The sequence below is a fragment of the Marinisporobacter balticus genome (assembly GCF_004345705.1).
GTDB classification, from domain to species: Bacteria; Bacillota; Clostridia; order Peptostreptococcales; family Thermotaleaceae; genus Marinisporobacter; species Marinisporobacter balticus.
Genome location: NZ_SLWV01000002.1, coordinates 24,627 through 37,986, shown reverse-complemented (window position 1 = coordinate 37,986; position 13,360 = coordinate 24,627). Strand labels below are relative to the sequence as shown.

At 31.8% G+C, this 13,360-nt stretch carries 12 protein-coding genes; all 12 read left to right on the top strand.

Annotated features, from left to right (window positions below; all coding sequences use genetic code 11):
- The first annotated feature begins 124 nt into the window (after positions 1-124).
- Positions 125-1,282 carry a ferrochelatase gene (locus EV214_RS01810; RefSeq protein ID WP_132242112.1) on the top strand — a complete coding sequence of 386 codons (1,158 nt, stop codon included), beginning with the start codon at positions 125-127 and terminating at the stop codon, positions 1,280-1,282.
- Between the two features lie 117 nt (positions 1,283-1,399).
- Positions 1,400-2,680 (top strand): EF-P 5-aminopentanol modification-associated protein YfmF, encoded by a 1,281-nt coding sequence (gene yfmF, locus EV214_RS01805; RefSeq protein WP_132242110.1) that lies wholly within the window; start codon positions 1,400-1,402, stop codon positions 2,678-2,680.
- 2 nt (positions 2,681-2,682) lie between these two features.
- Positions 2,683-3,969 carry an EF-P 5-aminopentanol modification-associated protein YfmH gene (gene yfmH, locus EV214_RS01800; RefSeq protein ID WP_330571234.1) on the top strand — a complete coding sequence of 429 codons (1,287 nt, stop codon included), beginning with the start codon at positions 2,683-2,685 and terminating at the stop codon, positions 3,967-3,969.
- Between the two features lie 146 nt (positions 3,970-4,115).
- The gene (gene lgt / locus EV214_RS01795; protein WP_132242108.1) at positions 4,116-4,847 is read left to right on the top strand and encodes a prolipoprotein diacylglyceryl transferase; all 732 of its coding nucleotides are present in this window, start codon (positions 4,116-4,118) and stop codon (positions 4,845-4,847) included.
- A 172-nt stretch (positions 4,848-5,019) separates the two neighbouring features.
- Positions 5,020-5,154, top strand: coding sequence for an aspartyl-phosphate phosphatase Spo0E family protein (locus EV214_RS01790; protein WP_132242106.1), 135 nt, complete (start codon positions 5,020-5,022; stop codon positions 5,152-5,154).
- 186 nt (positions 5,155-5,340) lie between these two features.
- Positions 5,341-5,772 (top strand): division/cell wall cluster transcriptional repressor MraZ, encoded by a 432-nt coding sequence (mraZ, locus tag EV214_RS01785; RefSeq protein WP_132242516.1) that lies wholly within the window; start codon positions 5,341-5,343, stop codon positions 5,770-5,772.
- A gap of 58 nt (positions 5,773-5,830) precedes the next feature.
- Positions 5,831-6,766 carry a 16S rRNA (cytosine(1402)-N(4))-methyltransferase RsmH gene (rsmH, locus tag EV214_RS01780; protein WP_132242104.1) on the top strand — a complete coding sequence of 312 codons (936 nt, stop codon included), beginning with the start codon at positions 5,831-5,833 and terminating at the stop codon, positions 6,764-6,766.
- A gap of 30 nt (positions 6,767-6,796) precedes the next feature.
- Complete coding sequence (locus tag EV214_RS01775; protein WP_132242102.1) at positions 6,797-7,291, top strand: cell division protein FtsL; 495 nt, start codon at positions 6,797-6,799, stop codon at positions 7,289-7,291.
- Positions 7,292-7,312: 21 nt separating this feature from the next.
- Positions 7,313-9,307, top strand: coding sequence for a stage V sporulation protein D (locus EV214_RS01770; protein WP_243116524.1), 1,995 nt, complete (start codon positions 7,313-7,315; stop codon positions 9,305-9,307).
- A 191-nt stretch (positions 9,308-9,498) separates the two neighbouring features.
- Positions 9,499-10,971, top strand: coding sequence for a UDP-N-acetylmuramoyl-L-alanyl-D-glutamate--2,6-diaminopimelate ligase (locus tag EV214_RS01765; RefSeq protein ID WP_132242100.1), 1,473 nt, complete (start codon positions 9,499-9,501; stop codon positions 10,969-10,971).
- Positions 10,961-12,349, top strand: coding sequence for a UDP-N-acetylmuramoyl-tripeptide--D-alanyl-D-alanine ligase (locus EV214_RS01760; RefSeq protein ID WP_132242098.1), 1,389 nt, complete (start codon positions 10,961-10,963; stop codon positions 12,347-12,349). Before EV214_RS01765 ends, EV214_RS01760 begins: the two co-directional genes overlap by 11 nt.
- A gap of 4 nt (positions 12,350-12,353) precedes the next feature.
- Positions 12,354-13,319 carry a phospho-N-acetylmuramoyl-pentapeptide-transferase gene (gene mraY, locus EV214_RS01755; protein ID WP_132242096.1) on the top strand — a complete coding sequence of 322 codons (966 nt, stop codon included), beginning with the start codon at positions 12,354-12,356 and terminating at the stop codon, positions 13,317-13,319.
- The last annotated feature ends 41 nt before the right edge of the window (positions 13,320-13,360 follow it).

The window sequence follows — 13,360 nt, the reverse complement described above, 5'->3', positions numbered from 1 at the left end:
CGCTTCCTTTCAAACGATCTATGTGATTTCATACAAATTAAATTATAACTGATAAATCCAACTAGTTCAATAAAAATCATATTTGATAAAAAAAACAATAGAATGAAATAGGGGGTGGCATTTTGTGAAAATAATAGAAAATATGAAAATATTTTTTTTGCCCATAATTTTCACAGTATTTATTATAGGTTATTTTGTATCCTTTGGATTTTTTGAAAGATTTTCAATTGTGATGCTGACTATATTTTCTTATACTTTTTTTAAAAATGTAAAGAGCGTGAAGATAAGATCTTTGTGTATAGGAATTACTGGCATGATCATTGGGGCAATATTGTGTAGTTATGGTTTGTTCTTTTTTAAATATGAAAATGATAATAAGAAAGAACCAATAAATATGGATGAAAATATAAATACAGCGGTATTATTAGTGTTTGATGGGGAGCCTGAAAAATATGATTTATCGATTCTTTTAAAGAATATGCATAGAAATAATGGGGTAGGGCATAAAATATGTATTCCTTTCAGATTATATGGGTATAAGAGCGTATATGAGCATGTAGGAATCAGTAAATATAATGATATAAGTAAAAGGGTAGGAGAAAAAATAGCAACCCATCTAGAAGGAGATTATGATGTTTATGTTTCATATTTAAATAATACACCCTATTACAAAGAAGTACTTAATGGAGAAATTAGAAAAGAGAATTATAAAAAAATGATTGTTGCACCTATTTTTTTGACGGAATCAGTAGATTATAAATATGTTGTCAATGAATTAGAAATGGAAAACTTATATACCCCAAAAACTAGGATAAAGTTTATGCCGCCTCTTTGGGATAGTGAAAAAATTGTAAATGAGATTGTAAAAGATGTTTGTAATATGGATACAAGAAAAAATGAAGTAGGCATTGTTTTAATGGGTAATCGTGATGGGATGAATCAAAACCGTGTATTTAGAGAAAAAATAAAAAAACAATTGGTGCATAATGGTTATGTGGATCGAAAAATAAAATGTATAGGAATTAGTCCAGATGATACACAAATAAAAAATATTTTAGGAGAGCTTCAGCAATATGGTGTTGCAAAAATTTTATTAATAGGGGTCAATGATATTGTAGATAAGGTGAAAGATCAGTATGAAATTGAAGAAATAATTAAAAAATTTAAAGACGCAGAAGATACAGATATAAAGTATATGAAAGGCTGGGGAGAAAATGATGGAATGATAGAGGAATTAGAATTTAGGATCAGAGTGATGAATGTAGAAGAGTGGGATGAATAGAGATATACAAAGGGATTTATGTATATAATGGAAAACTTTAACCATAATAAATAGTGACAATATTGAAATTTTGCGTTATAAATAGATTAGACAAAATATGCCAAGGAGGGATAAAATTTGCTAAAGCGACTAAAACCTATAGCAATCGAGAAGCAGATAAAGCTACATATTATTAAAACGGATAAATTTAAAACAAATTTAGTCAGTGTCTATTTTCAAAGACCACTTGCAAAAGAAGAAGTAACAAAAAATGCATTGTTATCGATGGTATTGCCTAGAGGGGCGAAGAATTATACGAGTTCGAAGGCACTTTCAAAAGCCTTAGAAGGCTTATATGGGGCGTTTTTAGGGAGCGATGTGACGAAAAAGGGAGAAAGAAATATACTCCAATTTAGAATGCAGCTTGCCAATGATAAATATGTAGAAGATGAAAATGTATTGGCAAAAGGGATGGAGATCTTAAATGAGGTCATTAATAATCCTTATATTGTAGAAGGTTCTTTTAAAGATGATTATGTAAATCAAGAAAAAGAGAATCTGGCAGAAAGAATTGAAGGCAGAAAAAACGACAAAATGAAATATGCATTCGATCGATGCATTGAAGAGATGTGTAGGAATGAACCCTTTTCATTATATCCATATGGAAATATAGATGATTTGAAAAATATAACAAGTACATCGCTATATGCACACTATAAGAATGTAATTACCTCTTCACCCATAGATATTTGTGTAGTAGGGGACTTTGATGAAAAAGAGATTGAAAAGTTGGTAACAGAAAAGCTGAAATTTAATCAAAAGGAAGTTATAGCTGTTAAAAGGGAAAAAATTGAATATATTCCTGATGAAATTAATGTGGTTGAAGAAAATATGGACATTAATCAAGGAAAATTAAATCTAGGATATCGAACAAATATACCTTTTGAAAGTGCTATGTATCAGCCTTTAGTACTTTACTCAAATATTTTAGGTGGAGGCCCTAATTCGAAATTCTTTAAGAATATACGAGAAAAAGAAAGCCTTTGTTATTATATATTTTCAAGGGTTGAAAAATTCAAGTCCTTGTTATTAGTTGGTGCGGGTATTGAATTTGAAAATTATGATAAGGCTGTGTCACTGATCAAAGCACAAATGATGGATATGAATAAGGGAGATTTTTCTGAGGAAGATATTGAAAGTGCAAAGAATTCAATTATTACTTCTATTCGAAGTATGACAGATACTCCTCATATGCTTGCTGATTTTTATTATACACAAGCGATTAGCAATAATGAGGATACATTAGAAACAATGATTGAAAAAATTAGAAATGTAGAGAAAACACAAATTATTGAAGCGGGAAAAAGCATAAAATTAGATACAATATACTTCCTTAAAAAGAAAGAGGAGGTGCGATAAATATGACAATGCAAACAATAGAAAACAAAGTGTTAAAAGAAAAAATGTTTTTAAAGGAATTGCCAAATGGTCTAAAAGTCATTTTTATGCCAAAGGAAGGGTATACAAAACAATATGCTATATTTGCAACAAATTATGGATCGAATGAAAGTCAGTTTATTATACCTGGGGAAAAGGATATAACGAAAGTACCTGATGGGATTGCACATTTTTTAGAGCACAAGTTGTTTGAAGAGCCTGAAGGAAGCATATTTGATAAGTTTTCAGAGTTGGGTTCGAATGTAAATGCATATACAAATTTTACTTCTACTTGCTATTTATTTTCATCTACAGATCGGTTTTATGAGAATTTAGAGCTTTTGATCAATTTTGTGCAGTCGCCTTATTTTACCGATGAAAATGTGGAAAAAGAAAAAGGAATTATTGGACAGGAAATAAAGATGTATGAAGACAATCCAAATTGGAAAGTGTTTTTTAATGGGTTAAAAGCAATGTACCATGATTATCCAGTGAAAATTGATATCGCAGGAACTGTAGAGAGCATCAGTAAAATCACAAAGGAAGATCTCTATAAGTGCTATAACACTTTTTATGATCCTTCAAATATGATTGTATTTGTTGTAGGAGATGTAGACTGTGATAAAGTATGTTCTATCGTAGAAAAAAATCAAAAGAAAAAAGAAAAGCTTGAAAATAAAATAGAGAGAATCTATCCTGTAGAACCAGATCGTATTGTACAAAGTATCATCGAAGAAAAGTTAGATGTGTCTATCCCATTATTTAATATTGCTTTTAAAGATATAGACAATGATTTGTCTGTAGATAAGATATTAAGAAAAGACATTGCTACAAAGATATTATTAGATTTATTGTTTGGTAAGAGTTCAGATTTATACACGAGCCTCTATGAAGAAGGGCTCATTAATGATACATTTGAAAATGAATATACTGGGGAAGTGGAGTATGGCTACTCTATGTTAGGTGGAGAATCTAAAAATCCTAAAAAAGTTTTAGAAAAAGTACTTGCATATATTGAAGAAATAAAAAGTACAGGATTGAATGAAGCAGATTTTGAAAGAATAAAGAGTAAACAAATAGGAGAGCATTTAAGCTATTACAATTCTGTGGAATTTATTGCAACAACTTTTGTCTCTTACTACTTTAAAGGGATCAATATTTTTGATTATTTAAAGGCATTAAAGGAAATAGAATTTGAAACTGTACAAAAAAGATTTCATGCACATTTTTGTGAAGAAAGATGTGTGCTATCTATTATCAGCCCAAAATGATTTGAATAATAGGTAAAAATTCATTATAATATATATGATGGTTGTCAGCATTGCTGACAACCAAATTATTTTGAGCAACGGAAATTATGAACGTGAGTGAATAATTTCGTTGGCGAGATAAAATTGTATTTTAAGGAGTGATTTTATTGGATCCAGTGGCATTTAAATTGTTTGGACTAGATATAAGATGGTATGGAATTCTTATTTCGACAGGAATAGTACTTGGGGCAGTATTGGCAATCAAAAGAGCAAAAAAAGAAAATATTCATGAAGAAAAAGTGCTAGATTTACTCTTGTTTGCAATTCCTGCAGCCATTATTGGGGCAAGAGCCTATTATGTAATTTTTAACTGGAATGCATATGTGGGTGATGTGCTTAGTATGATTAATGTTCGACAAGGGGGGTTAGCCATTCATGGAGGCGTCATAGGAGGTCTTTTAGTAGGATATTTTTTTTGTAAGAAAAATAATATTTCGTTTAAAAAAATGGCGGATATATGTGCTCCAAGTATTATTTTAGGACAAGCAATTGGGAGATGGGGGAACTTTATCAATCAAGAAGCCCATGGAGGGCCTACAGATTTACCATGGGGGATCATGGTAGATGGTATACGGGTGCATCCAACATTTCTTTATGAATCTATATGGAATTTTTTAATATTTTGTTTTTTACTTTGGTATGATAAAAAGAAAAAATTTAATGGGGAGTTATTCTTATTGTATGCGGCACTTTATTCAACGGCTAGATTTTTCATAGAAGGGTTAAGGACAGATAGCTTGATGCTTGGATCATTTAGAGCAGCACAATTAATGAGTGTAGGAGTAATCATTGCAGCAGGCACCATCATATATATTGGTAAAAGAAAAAGCAAGATATAAATAGAGTCGAAATAAATTTAAGAAAATCCAAAGTTTTTTTAGAAATATACAAAAATGTAATATAATTGTAATTATGCTGTCATATTATAATGTTGACATATATTTCAAATTGTAATAATATAATAATATTCGAGTTCAATTTATTTTATTAATGAAATATGAGGTGTGGCAGATGGCAAAAAGAGATATAGAGAGAGTAAGGAATAAGTTAAATGATCTTATAAAATTTGGATGTAGCTATGAGGAGATTTATAATGCAAGCGTTGAATTAGACAAACTCATCATTGCATTTTATAAAAATAAATAAGCTATGATCATTAAGAAATGCCTTTAAGCTTTACGCTTAAAGGTTTTTTTGTCTAAAGATAGTAATTTATGCCTAATAAAAAAAAGATTATTCTAGAAGGAATTTTCATAAAGGTATAGAAATAATAGAAAAGTGGTGATAAGTGGTAGGAAGTGGTGACTTTTTCCCAAAATGGGGTGGAAGAATTTGTTTATTGGAGAATATTTTCATACAATTGATGCAAAAGGAAGAGTGATTATTCCTTCTAAATTTAGAGAAGCGTTAGGTGAAAAATTTATTATCACAAAGGGGCTAGATCATTGTTTGTTTGTCTATCCACAAGACGAATGGAAAAGTATCGAAAAAAAATTGAGAGAGCTACCTTTAACCAGTAAAGATGCACGCGCTTTTGTAAGATTTTTTTTCTCTGGTGCAACAGAGTGCGAGCTGGATAAGCAAGGGAGAATAATTATTCCACCTAATTTAAGAATACATGGGAAGATGGATAAGGAGATTGTGAGTATTGGCGTATCCACAAGGGTAGAAATTTGGAGCGGTGAGCAGTGGCAGATCTATAATAAAACTGCTGATTTAAGTTATGATGATATTGCTGAAAAAATGGTTGAACTAGGCATTTAAATATTTTTTTAAAGAAAGACAGATACTACTTTTAAAACTTGAGAGAGCAGGTGAAGATTTGAATTTTGAACATGTTTCAGTGTTGCTAGAAGAGACAATTGAAAATCTAAATATAAAATCAAATGGCATATATGTGGACGGTACACTTGGAGGTGGTGGACATGCATCTAAAATTTGTGAGTGTTTAGGTAAAGACGGATTGTTTATAGGGATAGATCAAGACAAGGATGCACTTAATACGGCATCAAAGAGACTAGAAAAATATCAAAATAAAAAAATCTTTGTGCATGATAATTTTTCAAATATTAAAAACATATTAGCTAAGCATAATATCTCAAAAATTGATGGAATGATTATGGATATAGGTGTATCTTCTTATCAATTGGATGAAGGAAGTAGAGGCTTTTCATATATGCAAGATGCACCACTAGATATGAGAATGGATCAAACAAAAGCATTTAGCGCAAAAGATGTTATAAATAATTATGAAGAGGAAGAACTAGTGCGTGTAATCAAAGAATATGGAGAAGAACGATGGGCAAAGCGTATTGCGAACTTTATTGTTGAAGAGAGAAATAATAAAGTAATCCGTACGACAGGAGAAGTCGTTGATATTATAAAAAAAGCAGTGCCATCAGCTGCTAGACGAGATGGACCACATCCTGCAAAGAGAACTTTTCAAGCTATAAGGATAGAAGTAAATAATGAATTAGGTATATTAGAACAAACGATTCGAGACATTTCAGAAAATTTAAACCCGGGGGGGCGGATTTGTATCATTACCTTCCATTCATTAGAAGACAGAATTGTAAAAAATACTTTTAAAGATTTAAGTACGGTGTGTAAATGTCCACCAGAATATCCTATATGCAGATGTAATGGAAAAGCAGATATAAAAAGAATAACCAAAAAACCGATATTACCATCAGCGGTAGAAGTAGAGAAAAATCCAAGATCTAGAAGTGCAAAACTTAGAGTAGCAGAAAAGGCTTAATGTTCTAAAAGTGAGAAGGGGGGAATAAATTTGGTAGTAGCACAAAGAAAATATAATTATCTTGAAGAAGAAGCTATATATCAACCGCCTAAAAAGAACAATGCAAACAAGCATAAAGAAAGCAAAAAAATCAAAACCATTCATAAGGTGCAAATGATTTTGAGTATTATCATTATTGCTAGTTTATGTATCGGTATTTTATTAGGATACGTGAAGGTTTCAGAACTAAAATATAAAGTCAATGGTTTGAATAAGGAGATTGAGCAACTAGAGGGAGTTGCTGAGAACCTAAGGGTAGATGTTGAAGGGATAAAGAGAAGCGATATTATAGAGAAAAGCGCAAAAGAAGAATTAGGCATGCAGTATCCTGAAAAAACGCAAATGGTATTTTTAAGTGTAGATAACAGTAAAATGCCGAAATCTGCAAATGCAAAAGAGAAAGCAAAATTAGAAAAAGAAAAGAAAACTAGTATAATAGCAGGTATAAAAGGAACCGTACATAAACTATTTACCCTATTAGACTAGTTAACATGGGGGGCAGTAGCATTGGCAACGTCTATTACGAGTATTGGTAACAAAAAAAGACTGGTTTTGCTGTTGTTTTTTGTAAGTATTACTTTATTTGGGCTTGTAGCTAGAATCGGATGGATTCAAATTGTACAGGGAGAGAAATACAGACAGTTAGCACATATTCAGCAAACAAGAGATATTCCAATTCCTGCAAAAAGAGGAACAATATACGATAGGAATGGAAAAGAATTGGCTATTAGTGCAAGTACAAATACAGTCTGGGCAAGACCTGCTCAAATAAAAAAAATTGATCATGTTACAGAAACACTTGCTGACATCCTTGAAATGGATGAAAAGGAGTTAAAGGAAACCTTAACGAAAAAAAATGTTGGATTGATTAAGATTAAAAAATGGATTGATAAAGATAAAGCAGATGCTATTCGAAAAGGAAAACTAGAGGGGATATGGATTGCAGAAGATAATAGAAGGCACTATCCATTTGGAAATTTTGCTGCACAGGTCATTGGACATACAACAGATGATAATCGAGGGCTTGTGGGGATTGAACTTGAATATGATAAATATTTAAGTGGGTTACCTGGAAGATGGATAAAAAACACGGATGTAGTAGGAAGACAGCTTCCTTACGGAACGGAAAAATATTATAAAGCAGAGAATGGATTAAATGTAGTACTTACCATTGATGAAGTGATTCAACATTTTGTGGAAAAAGCAGTAAATGATGGATTGGCACAAACACAAGCTAAGAGAGTTTTTACCATTGTGATGGAGCCGAAAACAGGGGATATTTTGGCTATGACCGTAAAGCCTGATTATGATCCGAATAATCCAAGGATACCTATAGATGAAAATAACCGAAGGCTTTATGAAAGCTTAGACAACAAGGCTAAGCAAAAAATGTGGAATGAAATGTGGAGAAATCCAATCATTAGTGATACGTATGAGCCAGGATCCACATTTAAGTTAATTACATCAGCTGCTGGGTTAGAAGAAGGGGTAGTCACACCAAATTCACCCTTTTATGATAAAGGATATATTATGGTGGCAGGGCAAAAGCTAAGATGTTGGAGATATTATAATCCCCATGGATCAGAAACTTTTACACAAGCTGTACAAAATTCATGCAACCCAGTATTTGTAGAAGTTGGTCAAAGGTTAGGGGTTGAAAAATATTATGATTATATAGAGTCTTTTGGTTTTGATAAACTTACAGGAATTGATTTACCAGGAGAAGGTCGCGCTATTTTACAAAATAAAAAATATGTAGGACCTGTAGAATTAGGAACAATATCTTATGGACAGGGAATATCTGTAACCCCTTTACAGTTGATTAATGCCATATCTGCTATTGGAAATGATGGGAAATTAATGGAACCAAGAATTGTGAAAGAACTGGTAGACGATTCTGGAAATGTGATTAACCGATATGAACCAAAGATGATTCGACAGGTTTTATCAGAAAAAACATCTAAAGAATTACGATTGATTATGGAATCTGTTGTATCAGAAGGTTCAGGTAAGAAAGCATATATTCCAGGATATAGAATAGGTGGAAAAACGGGAACAGCAGATAAGATTGTAGATGGGAAGTATGCTAAGGGAAAAGTATATTCTTCTTTTATTTCGCTTGCACCAGTAGATGACCCAAAACTTGCTGTACTAGTAGTCATTGATGAGCCACAAGGAACCCACTTTGGAAGTCAGACGGCAGCACCAGTAGCCCATGCAATATTAAAGGATACATTAAGATATTTAGATGTAGAACCGAAATTTAATGAAGAGGAAGCAAAAGAATATAGGAAAAATGAAGTGATTGTTCCAGAAGTTAGGAATTTATCCTTAAAAGAGGCAACAAAGGTTTTGGGAGAACGTAAATTACAATATGAAACAGAACCGATTTATGTTGAAAATCCAGATACGATCATTGTAGAACAATTTCCAAAACCAGGAGCAAAAATTGAAGAAAACTCTATTATTATTTTGTATTTAAAAAAGGATGCTACAAACTAGCTTTTAGCAAATAGTAAAAATAATCATTTTTAAAAATATGTGGTATAATGGAAACAAACCAAATAGCAAAGGCAACTTAGGTCGAAGTAAGATTACTTTGAATTAAGTTGCCTTTTCGTGAGTTTTGTTTATGAATGCACATCATAGTCTATAATAAAAAAATGGGAAACCTTTACATAAGGAGCGATGTTATGAAATTAAATGAATTATTAAAAAATATAGCTATCATGGATTTAGTAGGAGAAGAAGCTATAGATATAACAGGAATTGCGTATGATTCTAGAAAGGTAGATGAAAATTATTTATTTGCCTGCATTATAGGATTGAAAACAGATGGACACGAGTATATTGAGCAAGTGATTAAAAAAGGTGCAAAAGCATTGATTGTTGAAAAAAATATTCCACCTATAAAAGGAATTACCATAATAAGGGTGGAAAATAGTAGGAAAGCATTAGCCTTGATTTCTGCAAACTTCTTTAAACATCCAACAAAAAATATGCATATAATAGGGGTTACAGGTACAAATGGAAAGACAACCACAACGCACTTAATAAAGAATATTTTAGAAAAAAATAGTGTTCATTGCGGTTTAATAGGAACCATATCTCATAAAATTCTGGATAAAGAATATAAAGCAAATAATACGACACCTGAATCTTTAGAACTACAAAGCTTATTTAAAGAAATGCTTGGGTTAAATGTAAATAGCTGTGCTATGGAGGTTTCATCCCACTCACTAGATTTAGATCGGGTTGCAGGGATCAACTATAAAATCGGTGTGTTTACAAATTTGACACGTGATCATTTAGATTTTCATAAAAATATAGAAAATTATAAAAATGCAAAGGCAAAGCTTTTCTATCAAACTTCTCTAGCAAATATTATAAATATTGATGATCAATATGGGGCAGAAATTGCCAATGAAGTGAAAAATTTAGATGCAAAGCTTATTACTTATGGGATTGAAAAAAAAGCGGAAATTTATGCAAAAGATATTACGATTTCTCCAAAAGGAACTGAATTTACATTGGTTACGCCTGAATTTGAAGGGCATATAAAAATTTCAACGCCAGGCATGTTCTCCGTGTATAATGCATTAGCAGCCATGGCTGTTTCCTATGTTTTAGGATATAATTTTGAACAAATAAAAAAAGGTATTGAATCTATAAAGGGTGTGTTAGGAAGATTTGAGGCGGTTGAAAATACAGGGAAATATACGATTATCGTGGATTATTCCCATACACCAGATGCCCTTGAAAATGCACTAGATACTATAAAAGAATTTGTAAAAGGTAAAATTATTACTGTATTTGGGTGTGGCGGTGATAGAGATAAGACGAAGCGGCCGATGATGGGAGAAATTGCTGGAGAACTTTCGGATTTTTGTATAATTACAAGTGATAATCCAAGATCAGAAAAACCAGATGAAATCATAAAAGATGTTGAAGTAGGAATAAAAAAGACAAATTGCAAATATAAAATGATAGTAGATAGAAAAGAAGCTATAAGAGAAGCTATAAAAATAAGTGAACCTGACGATATTATTTTAATTGCAGGAAAAGGACATGAAACTTACCAAATCATTGGGAAAAAAATTATTGATTTTGATGATAAAAAAGTATCTCAGGAAATACTGAGGGAGGAAATGCTAGATGGAAATTAGGATAACAGAAGTAATAGAAGGTACAAAGGGGGAATTGGTAAGAGGAAATAGTGAAGATATTATTTACGGAGTTTCGACAGATTCAAGAAGTATCATTAAAAATGAATTGTTCATTCCATTGGTGGGTGAAAAATTTAATGGACATGATTATATTGAAAATGCTGTAAGTTTGGGGGCTATAGCCGTAATAACAAGCGAATGGACTGAAGAAAATTTTCTTAAGTATCCTCATTTAAATATTATAAAAGTAAAGGATACTTTAAAAGCTTTACAGGATCTTGCTAAATATTATTGTTTGAAATTCAATATCCCTATTATAGGAGTTACAGGTAGTACGGGGAAAACTTCTACAAAGGATATGATATACTGCGTACTGGCAAAGAAATATAAAGTTTTAAAAAATAAAGGAAACTTTAATAATCATATAGGGTTGCCCTTGACAGCTTTGCATTTAAAGAAGGCACATGAACTAGCCATATTTGAAATGGGGATGAGCAGTTTTGGCGAAATTGATCTCCTTGCAGGATTAGTAAAGCCAGAAATTGCGGTTATTACAAACGTTGGATTATCTCATATTGAACATTTAGGCTCTCAAGAAAATATTATGAAAGCAAAAATGGAGATTACTAATTATTTTGATAAAAAAAGTACATTAGTCATAAATGGTGATGATCCACTCCTGAAAACCATAAAAGATAAAGCGTGCAATTATAATAAATGTTTTATCGGATTTGGAAATAATTGTAACTATCAAGCAATAAATATAAAGGATTTAGGAGAAGAGGGCATTCGTTTTGATGTTTGCATTCATGATAAGATTTATCCTTTTATATTAAATGTTCCAGGAGAACACAATATCTACAATGCTTTATGTGCTATTGCTGTAGGGTTGCATTTTCATGTTGCTATGAAGTTGATTCAGGAAGGGATAGAAGAATTTAAAAATAGTAAAATGAGATTAAATGTGATGACTACAAACGAAAAAATAAAAGTGATTAACGATGCATATAATGCAAGCCCTGACTCAATGCGTGCAGCACTATCTGTACTAAGGAAAATGGAGAAGCATAGAAAAATAGCAATTTTAGGAGATATGCTTGAAATGGGTGAATATGCAAAGCAAGGGCACTATGATGTAGGGTGTGAAGCAGGAAAAGCTGTAGATGTATTAATTGCTGTAGGAAAAGATGCTAGATATATTGCTAACGGCGCAAAAGAAACAGGGATGGACGAAAGACAAGTTTTTTCATGTAAAAATAATCAAGAAACGATTTATATATTAGAAAAAATATTAAAGGAAGAGGATGCGGTTCTTGTAAAAGGGTCGAGGGGAATGCGAATGGAGGAAATCGTAGAATATATACAAGAGAGGAGTTAACTTTATGATACAACATACACAATTAATAACAATAATCATCATATCATTTCTTATAACACTTATTTTAGGGCCTTTGGCGATACCTATCTTACAAAGATTAAAGGTAGGACAAAGCATAAGGGATGAAGGCCCTAAATCGCATATATCAAAATCTGGTACACCTACTATGGGTGGATTAATAATGATTGCGGCCATTTGTATAACGACTTTAACTTCAGGACATGCAAATAATGATTTATATGTTATTTTATTTGCAACCATTGCTTTTGGAGGAATAGGATTTATTGATGATTTTATAAAAGTAGTATTAAAAAGAAATTTAGGACTAAAAGCATATCAAAAACTGGTAGGACAAATTATTATTGCAATTATTATTGCTGTGTATCAGTCTAAAACATCACAATACGGTACAGAAATATTTGTACCTTTTATGAAACAAAGTTTGGATTTTGGTATTTTATATATTCCATTTATTGCAACAGTTGTTGTTGCTACAACAAATAGTGTAAACTTAACAGATGGTTTGGATGGATTAGCTGCAGGAGTAACTTTAATCGTTTCTTTGTTCTTTGCGTTAGCAGCCCTGTATTATGGTAATTCTAGTGCTACTTTAGTGTCAGGAGCATTAACAGGTGCATGTTTAGGATTTTTAAGATTCAATGTCCATCCTGCAAAAATATTTATGGGGGATACGGGTTCTATGGCTCTTGGAGGTGCTATTGCAGCAATTGCAATTTTAACGAATATGACGCTGTTTATTCCAATTGTTGGAGGAATCTATTTTGTAGAAGCATTATCAGTAATCCTTCAAGTAATGTCCTTCAAACTCACAGGTAAAAGAATTTTTAGAATGAGTCCGCTGCATCATCATTATGAGCTAAAGGGATGGAAAGAAATAAAGGTAGTGATTGTATTTTGGGCTGTTACATTACTTTTATGTATTATTGGATTATTTAGCTTAAAGGTTTAAATGAATATAGAGACGGAGGAATAAGAAAAAAGATATATGAA

What these genes read in the sequence shown, in the direction of transcription:
- EV214_RS01790 (WP_132242106.1), top strand. Translation starts at nt 5,020, where the DNA reads ATGGCAAAAAGAGATATAGAGAGAGTAAGGAATAAGTTAAATGATCTT.
- EV214_RS01765 (WP_132242100.1), top strand. Translation starts at nt 9,499, where the DNA reads ATGAAATTAAATGAATTATTAAAAAATATAGCTATCATGGATTTAGTA.
- EV214_RS01760 (WP_132242098.1), top strand. Translation starts at nt 10,961, where the DNA reads ATGGAAATTAGGATAACAGAAGTAATAGAAGGTACAAAGGGGGAATTG.
- yfmH (WP_330571234.1), top strand. Translation starts at nt 2,683, where the DNA reads ATGACAATGCAAACAATAGAAAACAAAGTGTTAAAAGAAAAAATGTTT.
- mraY (WP_132242096.1), top strand. Translation starts at nt 12,354, where the DNA reads ATGATACAACATACACAATTAATAACAATAATCATCATATCATTTCTT.